This is a genomic window from Pontibacter virosus (assembly GCF_003096355.1).
GTDB lineage: Bacteria > Bacteroidota > Bacteroidia > Cytophagales > Hymenobacteraceae > Pontibacter > Pontibacter virosus.
On record NZ_QEKI01000021.1, the window covers coordinates 34,469 to 52,631 of the forward strand.

The window sequence follows — 18,163 nt, forward strand, 5'->3', positions numbered from 1 at the left end:
TTTGCAAAATTCAGAGCGGAAATACAGCGGGTGGCAATCTGAGCTTTTGCCTAAGCAGGCATAAGGTATAAGTGCTGTTATAAACCGAGTTTCAACCAACGGAGATCGGAGGAGATGATGTTGTGCTATGATTAACTAACTGAATTATAAGACGTAAAATCAAAAGCGCGTTCCCAGCTTACCACCCGTCGCACAGGCACCCACGCGACAGCACCTTGTCCAACGATTTAGTCTACCATGTATGGCTTATTCGCACCTTTTGCCTGAAATATGTGATGTTATGAAAGAAATTTTTCCGCTAATAGTAGCCATCTTATGGGCTGGTGTACTGCAGGCCCAAACCAAACAAGGCAGCGCACCTCGTAAAAACAACACGGAGGCAGCCTGGGTGAAACATATTCCCACTGAAGACCTGATCAAGTGGCGGCGGCATATTCATCAAAACCCGGAAGTGTCCTTCAAGGAAGAGCAAACCAGCAAGTATGTGGAGGATGTTCTGAAGTCATTGGGAAACATAGAAATCACTAAACCAGCCAAGACAAGCGTCATCGGCATGTTGAAAGGCGCCAAGCCGGGCAAGACCGTTGCCTTCCGGGCAGACATGGATGCCTTGCCGATGCAGGAAGAAACCGACTTGCCATTTAAATCAAAAGTGGAGAATGTAATGCACTCCTGTGGACATGACGCCCATACCGCCATGCTGCTGGGAACCGCCACTACCCTTTCTAAAATGCAAAATCAGCTAAAGGGAACAGTTTACTTTATTTTTCAGCACGCAGAAGAGCAACCACCCGGTGGCGCAATAGATATAATTAACTCTGGCGCTTTGAAGGGTGTAGGAGCTTTTTTTGGGATGCATGTGTTGCCCAATTTCCCAGCCGGCCATGTAGGCATTTTGCCAGTGGGCGCTGCTTCAACCGCGCAGGACATCTTTAATCTGAGCATTATCGGGAAAGGATCGCATGGTTCTATGCCACATTTAGGAATTGACCCAATTGTGGTGGGAGCTGCCATCGTCAGTGCATTACAAACGATAGTATCCCGAAATGTTGAACCGGGAGAGATGACTGTGGTTACCATCGGAAAATTTCAGTCGGGTGATGCTTTTAATGTGATTGCAGACAGGGCCGAACTGGCTGCCAGTATCCGCACCACGTCAGATAAAACCAGAAAGCAGGTGGAGGAAAGAATAAAAGAAATAATTGAGAACATTACGAAAGCTTACGGAGCTGCTTACGAACTCGATTACATTTCTACCTATCCGGCCATACAGAATGATCCTGCTCTTAACGAACAAGCCAGGAAAAGTGCAGAAACCACACTGGGAAAGGAAAAGGTATTTGATGCGCCCATGATGACAGCCAGCGAGGACTTTGCCTACTATAGAAAGATCGCTCCCATCAACTTCATGACGCTTGGCATCGGGAAAGGTGCAGCGAACCACAATCCCAAATTCACCGTGGATGAAAGCGCTTTAATAGACGGGGTGAAAACACAGGTGCAAGTCATTTTGGACTACCTGAATGAATGAGACAGCACTGAACTCCTGGCCTTTGATACCACTGCGTAAAACTGGTGGAACTGAACGGTAAGGTGATACAAGTAATTGATCTGGAATTTGGGTTATCCGACTCTTGCCTAAAGATTATACTTATAGAGTTGAGCAAAGCGAACAGGTATAGGAAAGCAAATTAAAGGATTGAGGTAAAGAAATCAGTCCATCTGCTGCTGACACACAAGCAGATGGAAAACACGAATAAGACAGCTAATTAAAATCTACACTATGAAAAAGTTAGAAAACAAAGTAATCGTCATTACCGGAGCCGCTATGGGGCTGGGGTTAGCGGCAGCCATGGAAGCGGCAAAACAAGGCGCTCTTCTGTCGCTGGTCGATTACAACGAAAAAGCTTTGGAGGAGGCAAAGGAAGCTCTCTCAAAAGAATATCCTGATACAAAGGTGATAATTGTAACGGCCGATGTTTCCAAAGAGGAGGATGTGAAGAAGTATGTTGTGGAGACGGTTAAGGCATTCAGCCGCATTGACGGTTTTTACAACAATGCCGGCATTGAAGGGAAACAGGCCCTGATGACAGAGTATGATCTAGATGTGTTCCGAAAAGTGATTGACATTAACCTGATGGGGGTGTTTTACGGCATGCGGTACATCATCCCCATCATGCAGCGGCAGCAGTATGGGCGTATAGTAAACGTTGCTTCTGTGGGCGGAATCAGAGGCGTGTTGAACCAAACCCCTTATGTGGCCAGCAAACATGCCGTTTCGGGCATGACGAAGAACGCAGCGCTGGAATTCGGCAAGTACGGCATCACCACCAATGCGATTGCTCCCGGTGCGATTCTAACGCCGATGGTAGCCGAAGCCTTCCGGCAGGTAAACCCCGAGGATCCAAAAGCAGCCGAAACAGATTATGCAAAAGCTAACCCAACCAAACGCCTGGGCTTGCCCGATGAGGTGGCAAAAGTTGTCGTTTTCCTGTTAAGCGAAGATGCTTCTTATGTAAATGGACAAACGATTGCCATTGACGGCGGCGAGTCGAATAGCTATGGCTTCGTTTAACTAGTATGATTGTTGGTTAGTTGGTCCAGTATGTTCTCTCCGAGCACAATGTCCGCCATTTTAATACTTCCCTTCCCGATCTGCTTCATTACGCCACTGACCTGCAGCACGGCTATCCTGTCTGTTGGCGACACTTCAGCCATATAGGAGATCGGTGAATCAGCCAACCGGTTAGCGGCAGCCTCGTGCATTTTTTTCACAGCAACCAGATGCGTGAGCATGTTGCGGCAGTCGACCAGCAAAGTAAAACCGGGCTGCGCTAATTGTATCGCTTTCTCCCAATCGCTGAGGTACTTCGGCACTACTTCGGGTGATTTCCAGTAGTTTTTTGATTCTCAGGTATATACGGTTTTTACTACGTTCGTAAGTTATCTCGTAGAATGGGTTAATAGATAAGCCAGTAATCTCCGTACAGGTATGGGAGTGTCCATAAAACAAACGTATAAGGGCTTGGACCGGACCGCTAACTTGCCGTAAGAGGTAAAGCGGAGTTATTTTAAAAGGTAGGTAACATACATGACAGCAACGAATAAGACTATCTGGACCTTTGGTCACTCTACCAGAAGCCCGGAGGAATTTGTGGCAGCGCTTCAGTCATTTCAGATTGAGGTGCTGGTGGATGTACGCCGCTACCCTGGCTCTAAAAAGTATCCCCATTTCAACGTGTCGGTGCTGGAGACCTACCTGCCCGAGGCCGGCATCAGGTATATGCCCGAGCAAAAATTAGGTGGCCGTCGAAAGCCCCGGCCTGACTCACCCAATACTGTCTGGAAAAGTGAGTCCTTTCGCGGCTATGCTGATTATACCGAGACCAGGGAATTTGAAGAAGGTATAGCGGAACTGACGAAAGTAGCCACCCAAAAGCGAACTGCCTACATGTGTTCCGAAGCCGTGTGGTGGCGGTGTCATCGCGCCATCATTTCAGACTATCTCAAAGAAAGAGGCTGGACCGTGCTGCACATCATGGGGGAAGGAGTAGAGAAGGAACATCCTTTTACTTCAGCGTACCTGGAAACACACCCCGAAAAGGCGAAGGCGTAATAATGTTAACTCTCAGCATTCCAGGCCGAGTCATCAATTACTTTGCTAACGACTAACAACATATAAATGCCCAACATCATTGCTACTGCCGAAGCGGAAAATACAGGTGAAGCCTATACGACGACGCTTCAGACGAATCGGCACATGCTTAAAGCCGACGAGCCTTTGGATCTGGGAGGACAGGACCTGGGACCCGCTCCCGGCGACTTCCTGTGCATGGCACTGGCCTCCTGTATGGTGATTACCCTCCGGATGTATGTGACCCGGAAAGGGTGGGAGATTGGCCTGATTAAAGTAAAGGTGAATCTGGTAAAAAGCACCGATAATGCCGCTGGCAACAACATTTTTTACTGCAGTGTATCTTTTGGTGAAACGCTGACAACAGAGCAGCGCGAAAAGCTGTGTAAAATAGCGAAGGCATGTCCGCTGCACCGCCTTTTAAACAAACCCAGCGATATCATCACGCTGCTGGATTGAATAGCCGTTTACAAAAATTGCCTATGAAAACGCCATGGCCTAAGCTATCTTTTAAGGAAGCTCAAAAAACTTATGAAACCGTGCACCTGTGGACACAGATCGCAGGGAAAATCAGACTGGTTAAAACACCCTGGACAAATCATTCCTGGCATGTAACACTCTATGTAACTCCGAGCGGGCTTACCACTTCAGATATAGTGGATGGAGAAAAACATTTTCAGCTTGACTTTGACTTTATACGCCATCAACTGCAGTTAAAAACCAGTGCGGGCGACACACACCGCATCGACCTAAAAGGACTGTCGGTGGCGGGATGCTATAAGCAGCTACTGGAAGCCCTTCAGCAGGTAGGTATACAGGCAGACATTTACCCTGTTCCGAATGAACTGGAAAACCCCATTCCCTTTTACGAGGATGTTACGCATGCCACCTACAACCCCGGCCACGCAACAGCTTTGCACCAGGCATTTCTTCGGGCGCACGATGTTTTTACCAGATTCAGGGCTGAATTCAGAGGCAAGTGCAGTCCTGTGCATTTGTTCTGGGGCAGTTTTGATCTGGCTGTGTCGCGATTCTCTGGTCGTGATGCACCCCGGCACCCCGGAGGCGTGCCCTACCTGCCCGATTGGATAGCACAGGAAGCCTATTCCAAGGAAGTTTGTAGCTGTGGATTCTGGCCAGGGAGCGATGCGTTTCCCACTGCAGTATTTTACAGTTACATCTATCCGGAGCCGGAAGGGTATAAAAACGCCCGCATAAAACCTGACCAAGCCTATTACCATCCGGAGCTCCGCGAGTTCATTCTACCTTACGATGCCGTGCAGGAGGCCGCTGACCCGGAAGCAATGCTGATGGACTTCCTGCATAGCACGTACGAGGCGGCAGCTGATCTGGCCCATTGGGATCGGAAAGCACTGGAACAGGAAAATTTTTCCGACCGGAGGAAGGCTGATCGCAAAGCCTACAAGCAGGTGGATAAGGATCAATAGAAGAGCTCGCTTGTTAGAGCGCGCGCGCATATACCTAACGAACTTAAGATAAACCATTCTCATGTCGCTACCATCAACATGATTTTCCTGCCAGGCTATTTGAGAATCATCGTACCTTTCTTGAAAAGTAAGTGGCACCCACACTGGCTGCGATGACGCACGCAATAGATACCCACTGCGTTACGCTGAGGTATTCATCCAGAAACAACAAACCCGAGAGGGCGGCAAAGGCCGGGTGCAGACTCATCAGGATGCCAAACGTTTTAGGTGGGAGCTGACGCAAGGCACCAATTTCCAGGGTATAAGGTATAGCACTGGTTAACAGCGCAACAGCCACACCGATCAGCAGCAGTGGTGCGGTAACTGCGGCTAAGTCACCGCTGAATATGCCGAAGGGAATTACAAACAGGGAGGCAAAGAGCATACCTACTCCAACGGCATCACTGCCTTTCATCACCCTTGCTACCTTTCCGCCCAGCACAATATAGCCGGCCCACAGGGCGCCGGCCCCAACAGCCAGGCCTGCGCCTAACAGGTCCACGTTGTTGTTCTGCCAGGGTGCAATAAGCGCTATACCTGTGCAGGCCAGCAGCACCCAGAGCAGATCCAGCTTTTTTCTGGAGCCCAACAAGGCCAGTACCAGTGGCCCGGTGAACTCCAGCGTAACACCTAATCCCAGCGGGATGCGCTTGATGGCGAAATAAAACACCAGGTTCATGGCTCCGAGGCAGGTGCCGTAGGCCAGGCAATAGAGCCACTGCTTTTTGGTTACCTTCAAAAGGTTGGTTCTAGAGACAGCGAGAAGAATGAGCGCCGCAAAGCCTATGCGTAACGAGGCCGTGCCACTGGCCCCTAAGACAGGGAAGAGGTATTTGGCGATGGAAGCACCGCCCTGAACACTGATCATGGCAAGCAGAACGGCAGGTATAGCCGGTATAGCTATTTTCTTATTTGATAAATTTAACATGATCCAGATAATGGTGAACGCAACAAAATTCCACGGTAATCCCTGAGAAAGTGAAAGGCTGCAAACAATCTGATACCTTAGATTAACTGCTCGAAGAAGGGACAGGCAGAAAGGGAAGTGAGGTCACTAAGACGAAGAAATAACGGTTATTTTGTAAGCAAAACGGTGTAGGGTAGGGGTGTTATAAAGATGAAATGCCATGTTGTTAGTTACGGCCCAAAGATGCGGATGATTCCCTTAAATTCCAATTGAGGAAAAGCGGGACTTTAATTGACACAACTTCCCCTGGTTAAGCTCGTCCATGTAAGGCTGCCAGTTCACGATCAACACCTTTTCTTCAGGCAGAAGCAAGTAGCCATAGTCATAACACAGGTGATAAGTGTTTCCCTTTTGGGTGCGGTAAACCTGGGTCAGGTAACCATTCAGGTGCTGCCGGGCCATCGAAGTAGCAAAACCACCGAGATCTACACCCACAACACTACCCATGCACTGGATAAAATTGTCAGCCCGTTGGATAATCTCTAGCATTCACCTATATTAGCTTAACTATATAAAAGCATGTGCACTACAGATACAAGTATCAGATGCCGTAAGCAAATGAGCGCGAAAGCGCGCTACAACAACTGCGTACATAGTGTAGTTAAGCATATGTTGTCGTATATCCAGTAGTCGGGTGTAAGCATAAATAAAGAATGGATTTACTTATAGAAGATGGCTACTATTTGTCTGATGGCCACAAACATATTGACTGGCATGCAGGGCTTAAATTTGAAAGTACAAACTACATAGCTTTTTGGTTTAAGAAAAATAATGTTGTCAACTATGCTGCAAAAGATGGAATAACAGTATTCGATAAAAATGAATTTGTTTCTGAAGGAGAGTATAAACTAAATGATGAAACGACTACAATCTATATTGATAGAGGGGGCAAGTTCGAAGTAAAGCGAACATTTATTGTCATTCAAAAGGGGCAAATAATGGATGAAAACGACGAAATCTACATTTATAAACTTTGGAACTAGAAAGCCAGCACCCAACAATGCCTAAACCACACCAAGGCGTGTTTCAGCCCAAGTACGTTAGTTGAATTAAAGAAGTGTATCATGTGCCCTACTTACACCCATGATTGGGGAAGCAGAAAATTAGCTTAAAAGCATACAAACTTTTACCGAATGGCGGGGGCAGATGAAGTGACAAATCCAGATTCTTTTATCTCGGTTTGATTAGTCGTCTTTTCTTCGCTTGCGTTCGATTTAAATGTACTGCTACATTGACCAAGCACCACCCAAATAATTACAAAAATTAGAATCGTACTGAAGCATCCTCCACCTAGTTTTTTAGCACCATAACCAGCAAGCAATCCTCTGAATAAGTTATTCATAGTAGTGTTTTTATGTTTCTCGTTAGAAACGACATTTGGAATATGAAGTTTTACTTAATGCCCAACCATTCCTAAAAAGTTATTTGCAGAAGGTCATATGGTAGGCTTGCTGCTCTCGCGGAGAGAGAGGAACTCCTAGAGGCGGTGGGAGAAAAACAGGGCCTGGGAGAGAACCCCAGGCGCCGAAGATGCATTTTCAGAAGTAGTAAACATAAAACCTCCTGTTTTACATGGTCATATAACCACAAAGCAAGAGGTTTTTCTTTTTCAACCCATTACAAAAGTTTGGGATGAGTCATGTTTCAGTAGATCAAAGGGTTGAATTTTCGAACTTTAAAAATAGTGATTTGGAAACCTCGGGTAAATGTCTGGACGATAGAAAAGGTTGGTAACTTTCTCATTATAAGCAGTATCAGGTGATTGTTATAGTGACGATTGTATGAGATAGTCGTTATTGCTCCTCTACATGAAGTAAGAATGATAGCTTAGGTTTTAAGGTATAGCGGCAACATTTTCCGGCTTCGTCTCTGCGTTTAAATGCAATAAACTTAATATATTACGGCTTTATCCATCAGGTGCTAATGCATGGAGCCTTTCTTAACGGTTCGCTGCTGTTTGCATTCTACTCCCTTCAGAATCAAGGAATATGCTTAAAGTTAAAACGGACAATCTACAAGCCGGCCCGGGCATTCTACAGACGAAACAGCACTTTATAATCCTCGATGGGTTAAGGGGAATAGCGGCTTTGGCTGTTGTGATTTTCCACTTCATGGAGTGGATTTACCCGGACTCCAGCATGAATTTCATTGGGCATGGCTTCTTAGCAGTTGACTTCTTTTTCTGCTTGTCCGGTTTTGTCATCGGCTACGCTTATGACGATCGTATTGGCAAAATGGGGATTATAGAGTTCTTCAAAGCAAGGTTGATAAGACTGCATCCCTTGGTTATTCTGGGATCGGTATTGGGCCTATTGGCTTTTCTATTTGATCCATTTGCATCTTATACCGAGGAGTATGGCACAGGCAAACTTATCCTGTTGTTTGTTTGCTCTGCCCTGCTCATTCCCTTTCCGGTTATGAAAGACCGTGCTTTCAACCTTTTTGGTCTCAATGCCCTTTCGTGGTCATTGTTCTGGGAATACGTCGCCAACATTGTATATGGCCTTATACTGTACAAGCTCTCCCGCCGCTATTTGGCCGTACTGACAATGCTGGCCGCAGTTGTACTTTGTCTGGTTAGTTATCGGGCAGGTAACCTGCTGGGGGGCTGGTCAGGGGAAACTTTCTGGGATGGCGGTGCCCGTATCGCCTACTCTTTCTCAGCCGGGTTATTAATCTATCGTTCTAACTGGGTAATCAAGAACAGACTCGGGTTCATCGGCCTGGCTATCTTGCTGTCACTGGCCTTTGTGATGCCCCATTTTGGCAAATGGAATTGGGTGGCCGAGGCAATGGTTGTACTATTCTATTTCCCCTTACTAGTTGCGTTGGGAGTAGGCTCCAGCTTGTCTGTGGGGTTGAAAAAGCTTTGTGAATTTTCTGGGAATATCTCGTACCCTCTCTACATGACCCATTATGCCGCTTTATGGATGTTTGGTAACTATTACACGAACAACAAGCCCGACGCAACTGAGCTGTTCCTAATTGTGTCAATAGGAACTGTTCTATTGGTCGGCATAGCCTATGTAGTGATGTTGGTGTATGATATCCCTGTTAGGAGGTATTTGAGCAGCAAATGGCGACAACGGTAGGATCAGAAATTATGGCTATACTTTAGCCCTGCCCACTCCAACAATCAGCGGTTTGTGCACACTGAGCAGGATTACCTGTCCGAGGTTTATATGGAGCAGTATCGGACCTTACGCTGGCAGTTACCGCTCCCCGCGAGAGTATCAGGAGCGGCACCCCTGATTCCGGCGTATGTAGGCGGTCCCGCTTATAAACAACGTTGCTGTCCAACAGAAAATATATTCAAACAGGAGGCAATCTGTGAGGAATAAAATTATAGAAGCTGTCGTATCGTCTCGCTCCGCTATAGCAGTAAAAGCTGCAGTGTGCATGATCGGCTTTTAATCCATCCTGTATTACCGTCTCACGAATCAAACAGGAATTTGTTTGATGAGACGAGTAGGTGAGGCCGGCAGGTTTAAAGATACCTGGTTCTAGGCTTTGCCGTGAGAAATTACTTAAGAATGTGTGGCCCTATATAACAGGCAGGAAGCACCAGACGGCAATGGGTGTATAACATTGACTTTAGACCTTTCTGTTGGGTACATTCAGCGCTAATTGCTAGGGTGAAAGCAGAAAGGGAAGTGACTTTAGTGTCCAAGGTACATAAAAAAAGCCACTCCAATTGATTAGAGCGGCTTTCTTATGTAGTAGACCAAAGGATGGAATTATCGAACCTTTTCCACAAGGATTTGGTGGCTACAGCAGCATATCTACAGGAAGAAGGAGGAATAAACAGCCGGGGTAACTCATAAGTCTGTTAACTTCTCTTACCTACACAACCGACACCTACTGTTTTGGCCAGTTAAATCAAACAGCCTATTAGTAAAAGCGCCATTTGATAAATATCAAACGGCGCTCCATTTTCAACTTTGCTGACTAATGATGATCAATTAACCTGAATCACAATTTTACCAAATGCACCTTGATTTAGATGTTCGTATGCTTTTAAGGCATCTTCAAATGGATAAACTTTGTCAATCACAGGCTGTATTTTGAGCTGTTGGAAAGCTTTAACCACATCTTCCAATGCTTTACGGTGGCCTACGTTGATACCTTGCAAACGTACTCGTTTAGCGAGCAAGGTGAAAAGATTGACCTCAGCCATCATGTTTTTCAGGAATCCGATGATGTAAATATTACCCTGTAGTGCAACAGCTTCTAATGATTTATTCAGGTTGTCACCGCCCACAACTTCTAGTATGTGCTGTACACCCTCTCCGTTGGTCAGCTCGAGGACTTTCTTTTCCCAGTCTGGATTCTCCACGTAGTTGATCACATCAGTTGCTCCTAATGATTTTATCTTTTCGGCTTTGGCATTGCTGCTGCTAGTGGCTATGACCCTAGCCCCGAGTGCAGCCGCAATTTGAACTGCCGATACCGATACCCCACCGGTACCCAGCACCAATACCGTATCACCGGCTTTGATCTTACCGTACTCCACTAAGGAGAACCATACCGTCAAAGCAGCAATAGGCAAACTGGCAGCCTCTTCATAGGTCATATAGTCAGGTGCTTTCACCGTCGCGTCCTCTTCCAAAAGGAGGTATTCGGCCAATCCACCGTCATTTGGACCACCAAGTGCTGAAGGCCCATAGTCCTGGTTGGGCGCTCCATCGAGCCACTTGGTGAACAAATGTGATATTACGCGGTCTCCAGCCTTGAATTTGGTTACCTTATCCCCGATAGCAACCACTTCTCCTGCGGCATCTGATACAGGAACAAATGGTTCAGTCATCAGGTGCGGTAAATATATCCCGTCAACGATCGCCTTATCTCTATAGTTGAGTGACACCGCTTTTACCTTGACTAAAATCTGCTTTGGCCCTACGGTGGGGACAGGTAATTCTATCCGTTTAATGTTATCAAGTCCGGGACCTTGCCTTTGCCATGCTTTCATGGTCGATTTGTAATTTTCCATTTTTATATTCCGCTATTTTCTTTCACGTGCAATCAACTTACATAAATAACACCCGGCTTAGGCGGACACCAAAATCTGCATCAGGGTTGGTTGTGGCATCTCCAAAGCGTTCCTGAAACGCTGCAACTGCTAAATCGCGGCGTTTAGGTAACCGAGCCCTGTCAGCTGCGGCAAGGGCGGCCGGCAGTTCTTTCAACGTAAGGTCGGTGCAGTAGGCAGGTGCGCCTGGTTGCTGCCGCCAGGAGTCTTTTAATGAACCCGCATCGTACGCGTCAAATCCCGTTTCTTCAACCAATTGCATTGTCAACTTGCTGTCAATTTCCCGTTCTGCTGCTATAGATAGTGCAATTCGGTCAAGGCTTCCAGCCGGTTTACCTTTCTTTGCAAAGGAATCTGAACCAATGGAATTCCAGGCTTTCGCTACCGGGCGTCCCAGTTGTTCCTGTACCCAAATACTTTCTACCTTTCCGGCCTCAATGCTTTCAATTTTGTTGTCACGACCCGGGTAATAGTTGGAGGTGTCAATGACAACTGTTTGGTCTGGAACACCAGCTAAAAGGGGCGCAATAGCAGGAATGCGATTAAGGGGGATGGATATGATAATTACATCTTTATCTAAAACAGCTTGCTGGACTGTTACCGCTTTTGCACCTGTAGAGAGCACATCAGCAGCTATAGTTTCTGGGCCTCTGGAGTTTGCAACATGTACTTTATGTCCTGCCGCACTCAATTTCAATGCTAACGTTTTACCGATATGGCCTACGCCAAGGATTCCTATCTTCATATCAAATACTTTAAACTGTTTCCTGATTAACCTAACGTAAGATGCTTTCTTGGAGGCAAGTTGTTGATCTCGCGGACGATGTCTACGGCATGGTCTACGAACCCTTCCGGGTAATCCCCTGACAGAATGATCTTAAAGTATTCATCACCTATCTCTAGCATTTTGCTAAACAACAGGTCCTGCTTTTCTCTTAATGTTTCTCTCTCAGATGCTGCCCGGGCCTGTATAAGCTCAGGCAGAGTGAGATCAGTGCAATAGGCGGGGGAGCATGCCTGCTGACGCCAGGAGTCTTCCAGCGTACCGGCATCCAAAGCGTCAAAACCGGCGTCATCCACCAGGCCCATTACCACTTCTTTTGATTTTTGTTCATCCCCTGAAACGGCCAGCGCAATCCTGTCTTTACTTCCTTTCGGTTTACCTTCAACCGCCAGACTATAAGCGCCAATGTTGCTGAATGCTTTAACTACCGGCCGGCCAAACTGCTGCTGCACCCAAACGCTGTTTACCATGCCGTTTTCTACTGCCTCTACCGTAGCGTCCCGATTGGGCCAGAAGTTGGTCGTTTCCACAATTACGACATGATCCGCTATCTTGCCATGTAGCGTTTTTACCAGGTCGGGTATGTTTCCAAAGGGAATGGATACGACCAGCACATCCACATCGGTTGCTACATCTTCTACTGCTACTGGAGTTACATTAGCCCAGTCAGCAATGGCCTGAATACTTGCTACGCCTCTGGCATCTGCGAGTGTCACGTTATGTCCGGCTGCACTAAACTTTCTGGCCAATGTTTTGCCGATTACACCGGCTCCAATTACTCCTATTTTCATTTTATATTTAATTAATTCTTAGCTATTAATGTTTTTGTTTTTTGTTCCGGTAAGCCGTTCTGATAAGGCAAGCCCAAATGTTCCCGAAGCGTTGAGCCGGTGTACTCTTCCCGTAGCAAACCTCTTCTCTGTAAAATAGGAACTACCTGCTCTACAAAGTCCGTCAAAGAATCCAGCCCGGAATCGGGTACAACACTGAACCCTTTCCCTACGCCTGCCTCAAACCACTGCTGAAACTTGTCGGCTATGCTTTCGGGCGTTCCCATAAAGATTGGATGGTAATTGATAGGACCATGTGCCAGCACCTCCCGGATGGTGAAGTTCTTTTTTGCCAGATCGTAAGCGTATTTGGAGCGATGGTCGGAAGGAGATGGATAAGCTATTTCCAGAAGTTCTGGCGGAATGGCTTTATCTATATCTAAACCGGTTATCGGAATATTGAGCATGTGCCCTAAGTACCGCAACCTGGATTTGGGATCACCTAATTCATCCAGAGCAGCTCTTCTTTCCAGTGCTTCTTTTTCAGACGAAGCAATGGAAACCCCAATACCGTTGAACACCGTGAACTGATCCGGGTTTCTACCGGCTTGCTTCATACTGGCCTTCATCGACTTCCAAAAAGCGGTAGCATACTCCAGGGTTGGTGGGTTGCTATACATCGCATCGGCTTTTGTAGCCGCAAAATCATACCCATAATTCCCGCCACCGGCCGTGAAGATCACCGGCATTCCCTGCTCTGAAGGCGGCATATTGATAGGTCCCTTTGTCGTTACATATTTGCCTTTGTAATTGATCGGTTGGATCAAAGTGTCATCTGCGAACACCCCGGAATCAACGTCTAATTTCAGGGCGTCTTTGTGCCAGCTTCCCCATAACTTCAATACCGCCTCCCATACCTCGGTTGAGCGGGCATGTTTTTCATCGTGGTTCAGAATTCCGGAGTAGAAATTGAGCAGTGCAGGACCTGCACCAGTAGTCACCACATTCCAGCCAGCTCTGCCTTTACTGAACAGGTCTAAAGTTCGCATGGCTCTGGCAATATTATAAGGCTCGTTCAGGGAGGTAGACATGGTAGTGATCAGCCCTATCCGTTCAGTTGCCTTTGCCATCAAGGCCGTTAGCATCAAAGGATCGAAACTATGATGCGGCGGCATTTCTTTCACATTAATGTAAACGGCAGGAGTATCGGTCAGAAAGAAGCCGTCCAGCTTGCCTTTTTCCGCAAGTTGAGCTCCTTTTACATAAATATCTTCATTTATAAAGGCTGCTTTATCGGCGCCCGGCCAGCGCCAGCCGCCTTGTTCAATTCCCTGCCCGCTGGGTAGCTGAGCAACGAGGTGCATTTGTCTATCTTTATTTGTGCTCATACATTTCTAATTTTATTTACTTGTTATTCAACGGGTAAGGATTGTGCTACAACAGTTGAATAATCTTTTGCAAAATTACGATTAATTACTTTCCTTTGTATAGTGATTTCCCAAAGGAAAGTGGAAAAGTTTGAAATAGAAGAGTTATGGCAAATAAAATGGGATACCTGTCCTGCCTGGACACAGTAAAGCCGGTGCGGGATGCGATTGAAGTGATAAATGGGAAATGGAAGCTGCCCATTATCATTTCGGTGATGACAGGCAATGAGCGGTTCACCGATATACAGGAGAGCATTCCAGGGATCACGCCAAAGGTGCTGGCAAAGGAATTAAAGGACCTCGAGCAGCACCAGCTGATCAAGCGAGTGGTGATAGACGATTACCCGGTCAGAATCCTGTATAAACCGGAACCGTATGCCGATACTTTAACACCGATCATCGATGCTTTGAAGGGGTGGGGACTCAACCACCGGAAGAAAATCTTCGAAAAGGAATAATTGCGAAAGTTATAGGTGAAGACGAAAGACCTCCCTAAATAGGAGGGAATTAATTCTTGTTCTGTACCTGCAGTTATTTGGTTCTCTTTACAGCTGTTTTAACCTCACTAATTGATGAGATAGGAGGGAGACTAGCTTGGTTAAATACAAAGTACGTGAGAAGAGATTGACTAGCAATGACGATGAGTAACAGCGCTGAAAATCTTTTTTTGGTACTTTTCTGTTACTCTGAAAACAAAAAACCCGCTTATTTGATGAAATAAGCGGGTTTTTAAGCTTTACTGTGTAGTCCGTAGGGGAATCGAACCCCTGTTGCCAGAATGAAAATCTGGAGTCCTAACCCCTAGACGAACGGACCATTCTGTCATTTGGTGGTGCAAAGATAAGGCAAAGCTATTACAAGGCAAATGTTTTTTTCATTTTTTGGCCAGATTCTGCATAAAACATTAAGACACAGGAAGGAAAAAATATATTGGATTTCCTTATCTGTAATTGTAACTTCGCAGCATCAAAATTTAAAAACAAATCAATCCCAAATACCATGTCTAAAATTAAAGTTGCAATTAACGGTTTTGGCCGTATCGGCAGACTTACTTTTAAGGCCCTTCTGGAGAAGGACAATGTAGAGGTAGTAGCGATCAACGACCTGACCAACACCAAAACATTGGCTCACCTGCTGAAGTACGATTCAGTACACGGCCGTTTTAATGGTACAGTAGAAGCCACTGACAACGGTATTATCGTAAATGGCAAAGAGATTCAGATCACTGCGGAGCGTGAGCCTAAGAACCTGCCTTGGGGCAAAATGGGCGTAGACGTAGTACTGGAGTCTACTGGTCGTTTTGTGGACGAGCAAGGCGCTGGTGGCCACCTGGAGGCAGGTGCCCGCAAAGTAGTTATTTCGGCTCCTGCCAAAGGTAATATCCCAACTGTGGTACTGGGTGTAAACGAAGATATCCTGACGGGTGACGAGCGCATTGTTTCTAACGCCTCTTGCACGACAAACTGTCTTGCGCCGATGGCGAAAGTACTGGACGACACGTTCGGTATCGAGAAAGGTTATATCACCACCGTACACGCCTATACCTCTGACCAGAGCCTGCAGGATTCCCCGCACAGCGACCTGCGTCGTGCCCGTGCAGCAGCTTACTCCATCGTGCCTACGTCTACTGGCGCTGCCAAGGCCGTTGGTCTGGTATTACCTCACCTGAAAGGCAAACTGGATGGCGTGGCTATGCGCGTTCCTATTCCGGATGGCTCTTTGACTGACCTTACTTGCGTACTGAAGAGACCAGCTACGAAAGAAGAGATCAACGCCGCCATGAAGAAAGCTGCCGAAGGCGAAATGAAAGGCATCCTGGAGTACACTGAGGACCCAATCGTTTCGATTGACATCATTGGCAACACACACTCTTGCATCTTCGACGCAGAGATGACATCAGCTAACGAAACACTGGTAAAAGTGGTAGGCTGGTACGACAACGAGGCTGGCTACTCTAACAGAGCTGCTGACCTGATCGCCAAGCTTGGCTAATCAACCGGTTCTATACCTGATATTGCAAAAGCCCGCCTTTCTGGTGGGCTTTTGTGTTGTGTAGCGTATATAAAAGAAAATCACTATATTTCATCAGGAATGACATTAATCATAGTACGGGCGTATACAAGCCTGTAATTTTACATCTGAAACAGAACAGAAAGATTAAACCACACAGAATTATGAGAAGAATACTTGTACCAACCGACTTTTCCGACCAGGCCCGCTATGCTTTTGAATTAGCTGTCGTTATTGCACGGCAGACTGGAGCTGCTATTAAACTGCTGCATGTGGTCGAAATGCCTTATTCCCACTCTTTCAGTGTAACCGGCGATTTGGTTGGCGGAAACGGCATGGAACAGGTATACATGATGAAACTGCTCGAAAACACAAAACTCCGCATGGATGAGCTAAAGCGCACTGTTGAGCATGCCGGCGTGGAGGTAGTGCAGGAGGTGGATGCAGACAACGTTATACGCAAGATTCGCCGGGTGATTAATGACGACAAGGTGGACCTGGTGGTGATGGGCTCAAAAGGCGCCAGTGGCATGGACGAGTTCCTGCTAGGCTCTAACACTGAAAAAGTCGTGCGCACCGCTGAGTGCCCTGTCCTGACTGTAAAAGGTCGCATTGCCAATTTCCAGATCCGCAACATTGTACTGCCTTCTGATTTTAAGCGCGAGATTGGTACAGCCGTTGAAAAATTCAAGTATTTCCAGCAGTTGTTCGGAGCACAGCTGCACCTGGTATACATCAACACGCCAGGCGCGTTTGAGTCGAGCAGCAACCTGCGCACCCGTATGCAGAAGGCCGCCGAGCGCTACGGACTGCAAAACTTCACCATCAACGTGTACAACGACACGATTGAGGAAGATGGCATCCTGCACTTCGCCGAAGAGATCGGCGCGGACATGGTGATGATGGCCACACACGGCCGTACCGGTTTGTCGCACTTGCTCAGCGGCAGTATCGCCGAGGACCTGGTAAACCACTCTGACATCCCGGTGCTGACGTTTCACCTCAAATAGAGCACTTAGACCTAAAGTACAGAAGCCCGGCAACCAGTCGGGCTTTTTTTATTCTCGGGCAGAATAGGTTATTTTGCGTAGAATTAAACCAGTTAGCAGAGGTTTTGATCTTTCCTGAGCGTATATGAGCGAACGTCCCCATTTCCGGTTTATCATCAATCCCACGTCCGGACCCAGCCGCAAGGTTGATGTAGCCGCCCGCATCAAACTCCACCTGGACCACAAAAAGTTTGACCACGATATCGTGTACACAGACTATGCGGGGCATGCCCCGGAACTGGCCAGGCAAGCGGCCACGCAGGGCTACGATGCTGTAATAGCCGTTGGGGGCGATGGCACTGTAAACGAGGTGGCGCAGGGATTGCTGCATACCAAAACGGCGCTGGGCATCATCCCCAGGGGCTCGGGCAACGGACTGGCCCGCCACCTGCAGGTACCGCTCACGGTCGATGCTGCCATTCGTTTTCTCAATCACGGTCACCGCACGCAAATAGATAGTGGGACGATCAACGGGCGACCCTTCTTTACGACGGCAGGTATAGGCTTTGATGCCTACATTAGTTCGGTGTTTGCCGGGAGCAAGAAGCGCGGTTTGCAGACCTATGTCGAGCTGATCCTGAAGGAGGTGCGCAACTACCGGCACCTGCCGGTAAAGGCCCATATCAACGGCAAAACCATCGAAACAGAGCTGTTTGTAATGGCCTTTGCCAATGCGGCACAGTACGGCAACAACGCCTATATAGCCCCCATGGCTGACATACAGGATGGTATGCTGGACGTGTGCCTGGTGCGTAAACTGGATATGTTTAAAGCCTTGCAGCTAAGCTACGCGATGCTGGCCAACAAACCGGCAAGTGCCGACAGCGCAGAGTACTTCAAGACCGAGGGCGTAACGGTGCAGACAGACCACGAGATGATGCATCATGCCGACGGGGAATACCTGGGCAAGGCAAAAGAATTTGAGGTGCGCATGGTGCCGCAGTCATTGCATGTAGTGGCACGCTAAAGCATGGTGGTACGCTGAGGTATGCTAGTACGCTAAAGG

General features: G+C 47.3%; 18 protein-coding genes, 1 tRNA gene and 1 pseudogene. 11 read left to right on the forward strand and 9 right to left on the reverse strand.

Going from position 1 to position 18,163, the window contains the following annotated elements:
- Window positions 1–280 precede the first annotated feature (280 nt).
- Both C8E01_RS20205 and C8E01_RS20210 read left to right on the forward strand, forming a co-directional pair.
- On the forward strand, window positions 281–1,531 hold the full coding sequence (locus tag C8E01_RS20205) for a M20 metallopeptidase family protein (RefSeq protein WP_243409730.1): 1,251 nt from the start codon (window positions 281–283) through the stop codon (window positions 1,529–1,531).
- Window positions 1,532–1,783: 252 nt separating this feature from the next.
- The gene (locus C8E01_RS20210; RefSeq protein ID WP_116545270.1) at window positions 1,784–2,575 is read left to right on the forward strand and encodes a glucose 1-dehydrogenase; all 792 of its coding nucleotides are present in this window, start codon (window positions 1,784–1,786) and stop codon (window positions 2,573–2,575) included.
- Here C8E01_RS20210 and C8E01_RS20215 read toward each other — a convergent pair.
- The gene (locus tag C8E01_RS20215) at window positions 2,572–2,877 is read right to left on the reverse strand and encodes a hypothetical protein (protein ID WP_116545271.1); all 306 of its coding nucleotides are present in this window, start codon (window positions 2,875–2,877) and stop codon (window positions 2,572–2,574) included. The two genes, C8E01_RS20210 and C8E01_RS20215, sit on opposite strands and share 4 nt — an antisense overlap.
- Window positions 2,878–3,091: 214 nt before the next feature.
- Between C8E01_RS20215 and C8E01_RS20220 the strand changes: the two genes are divergently transcribed.
- From C8E01_RS20220 to C8E01_RS20230, 3 genes are all read left to right on the forward strand, one after another.
- Window positions 3,092–3,616, forward strand: a complete 525-nt coding sequence (locus C8E01_RS20220; protein ID WP_116545272.1) for a DUF488 domain-containing protein — start codon at window positions 3,092–3,094, stop codon at window positions 3,614–3,616.
- A 66-nt stretch (window positions 3,617–3,682) separates the two neighbouring features.
- The gene (locus C8E01_RS20225) at window positions 3,683–4,093 is read left to right on the forward strand and encodes an OsmC family protein (protein ID WP_116545273.1); all 411 of its coding nucleotides are present in this window, start codon (window positions 3,683–3,685) and stop codon (window positions 4,091–4,093) included.
- A 23-nt stretch (window positions 4,094–4,116) separates the two neighbouring features.
- The gene (locus C8E01_RS20230; protein WP_116545274.1) at window positions 4,117–5,082 is read left to right on the forward strand and encodes a DUF5996 family protein; all 966 of its coding nucleotides are present in this window, start codon (window positions 4,117–4,119) and stop codon (window positions 5,080–5,082) included.
- Between the two features lie 106 nt (window positions 5,083–5,188).
- On the opposite strand, the gene C8E01_RS20235 is transcribed toward C8E01_RS20230, so the two are convergent.
- Both C8E01_RS20235 and C8E01_RS22205 read right to left on the reverse strand, forming a co-directional pair.
- Complete coding sequence (locus C8E01_RS20235; RefSeq protein ID WP_116545275.1) at window positions 5,189–6,049, reverse strand: EamA family transporter; 861 nt, start codon at window positions 6,047–6,049, stop codon at window positions 5,189–5,191.
- Window positions 6,050–6,286: 237 nt separating this feature from the next.
- Window positions 6,287–6,577: a hypothetical protein gene (locus C8E01_RS22205; RefSeq protein ID WP_165820700.1), complete on the reverse strand. Its 291-nt coding sequence runs from the start codon at window positions 6,575–6,577 to the stop codon at window positions 6,287–6,289.
- 164 nt (window positions 6,578–6,741) lie between these two features.
- On the opposite strand from C8E01_RS22205, the gene C8E01_RS20245 reads away from it, so the two are divergent.
- Window positions 6,742–7,071, forward strand: coding sequence for a hypothetical protein (locus C8E01_RS20245; RefSeq protein ID WP_116545277.1), 330 nt, complete (start codon window positions 6,742–6,744; stop codon window positions 7,069–7,071).
- Between the two features lie 143 nt (window positions 7,072–7,214).
- On the opposite strand, the gene C8E01_RS20250 is transcribed toward C8E01_RS20245, so the two are convergent.
- Window positions 7,215–7,430: a hypothetical protein gene (locus C8E01_RS20250; protein ID WP_116545278.1), complete on the reverse strand. Its 216-nt coding sequence runs from the start codon at window positions 7,428–7,430 to the stop codon at window positions 7,215–7,217.
- A gap of 646 nt (window positions 7,431–8,076) precedes the next feature.
- Here C8E01_RS20250 and C8E01_RS20255 point away from each other — a divergent pair.
- Window positions 8,077–9,180 (forward strand): acyltransferase family protein, encoded by a 1,104-nt coding sequence (locus C8E01_RS20255; RefSeq protein WP_116545279.1) that lies wholly within the window; start codon window positions 8,077–8,079, stop codon window positions 9,178–9,180.
- An 866-nt stretch (window positions 9,181–10,046) separates the two neighbouring features.
- Here the strand turns inward: C8E01_RS20255 and C8E01_RS20260 are convergent.
- The 4 genes and pseudogenes from C8E01_RS20260 to C8E01_RS20275 form a co-directional block, all read right to left on the reverse strand.
- Window positions 10,047–11,078, reverse strand: coding sequence for a zinc-dependent alcohol dehydrogenase family protein (locus C8E01_RS20260; protein WP_243409732.1), 1,032 nt, complete (start codon window positions 11,076–11,078; stop codon window positions 10,047–10,049).
- Window positions 11,079–11,115: 37 nt separating this feature from the next.
- Window positions 11,116–11,892 (reverse strand): annotated as a pseudogene (locus C8E01_RS20265) (NADPH-dependent F420 reductase); the annotation flags it as partial.
- On the reverse strand, window positions 11,889–12,692 hold the full coding sequence (locus C8E01_RS20270; RefSeq protein WP_116545281.1) for an NADPH-dependent F420 reductase: 804 nt from the start codon (window positions 12,690–12,692) through the stop codon (window positions 11,889–11,891). The gene C8E01_RS20270 and the pseudogene C8E01_RS20265, both read right to left, overlap by 4 nt.
- Before the next feature lie 11 nt (window positions 12,693–12,703).
- Window positions 12,704–14,059 (reverse strand): NtaA/DmoA family FMN-dependent monooxygenase, encoded by a 1,356-nt coding sequence (locus C8E01_RS20275; RefSeq protein ID WP_116545282.1) that lies wholly within the window; start codon window positions 14,057–14,059, stop codon window positions 12,704–12,706.
- Between the two features lie 146 nt (window positions 14,060–14,205).
- On the opposite strand from C8E01_RS20275, the gene C8E01_RS20280 reads away from it, so the two are divergent.
- Window positions 14,206–14,556, forward strand: a complete 351-nt coding sequence (locus C8E01_RS20280; protein ID WP_116545283.1) for a winged helix-turn-helix transcriptional regulator — start codon at window positions 14,206–14,208, stop codon at window positions 14,554–14,556.
- A gap of 286 nt (window positions 14,557–14,842) precedes the next feature.
- On the opposite strand, the gene C8E01_RS20285 is transcribed toward C8E01_RS20280, so the two are convergent.
- Window positions 14,843–14,914 (reverse strand) — tRNA-Glu (locus tag C8E01_RS20285).
- Between the two features lie 183 nt (window positions 14,915–15,097).
- On the opposite strand from C8E01_RS20285, the gene gap reads away from it, so the two are divergent.
- From gap to C8E01_RS20300, 3 genes are all read left to right on the forward strand, one after another.
- Window positions 15,098–16,090 (forward strand): type I glyceraldehyde-3-phosphate dehydrogenase, encoded by a 993-nt coding sequence (gene gap, locus C8E01_RS20290; RefSeq protein WP_116545284.1) that lies wholly within the window; start codon window positions 15,098–15,100, stop codon window positions 16,088–16,090.
- A gap of 182 nt (window positions 16,091–16,272) precedes the next feature.
- On the forward strand, window positions 16,273–17,118 hold the full coding sequence (locus C8E01_RS20295; protein WP_116545285.1) for a universal stress protein: 846 nt from the start codon (window positions 16,273–16,275) through the stop codon (window positions 17,116–17,118).
- 124 nt (window positions 17,119–17,242) lie between these two features.
- The gene (locus C8E01_RS20300; protein WP_116545286.1) at window positions 17,243–18,124 is read left to right on the forward strand and encodes a diacylglycerol/lipid kinase family protein; all 882 of its coding nucleotides are present in this window, start codon (window positions 17,243–17,245) and stop codon (window positions 18,122–18,124) included.
- Window positions 18,125–18,163 lie beyond the last annotated feature (39 nt).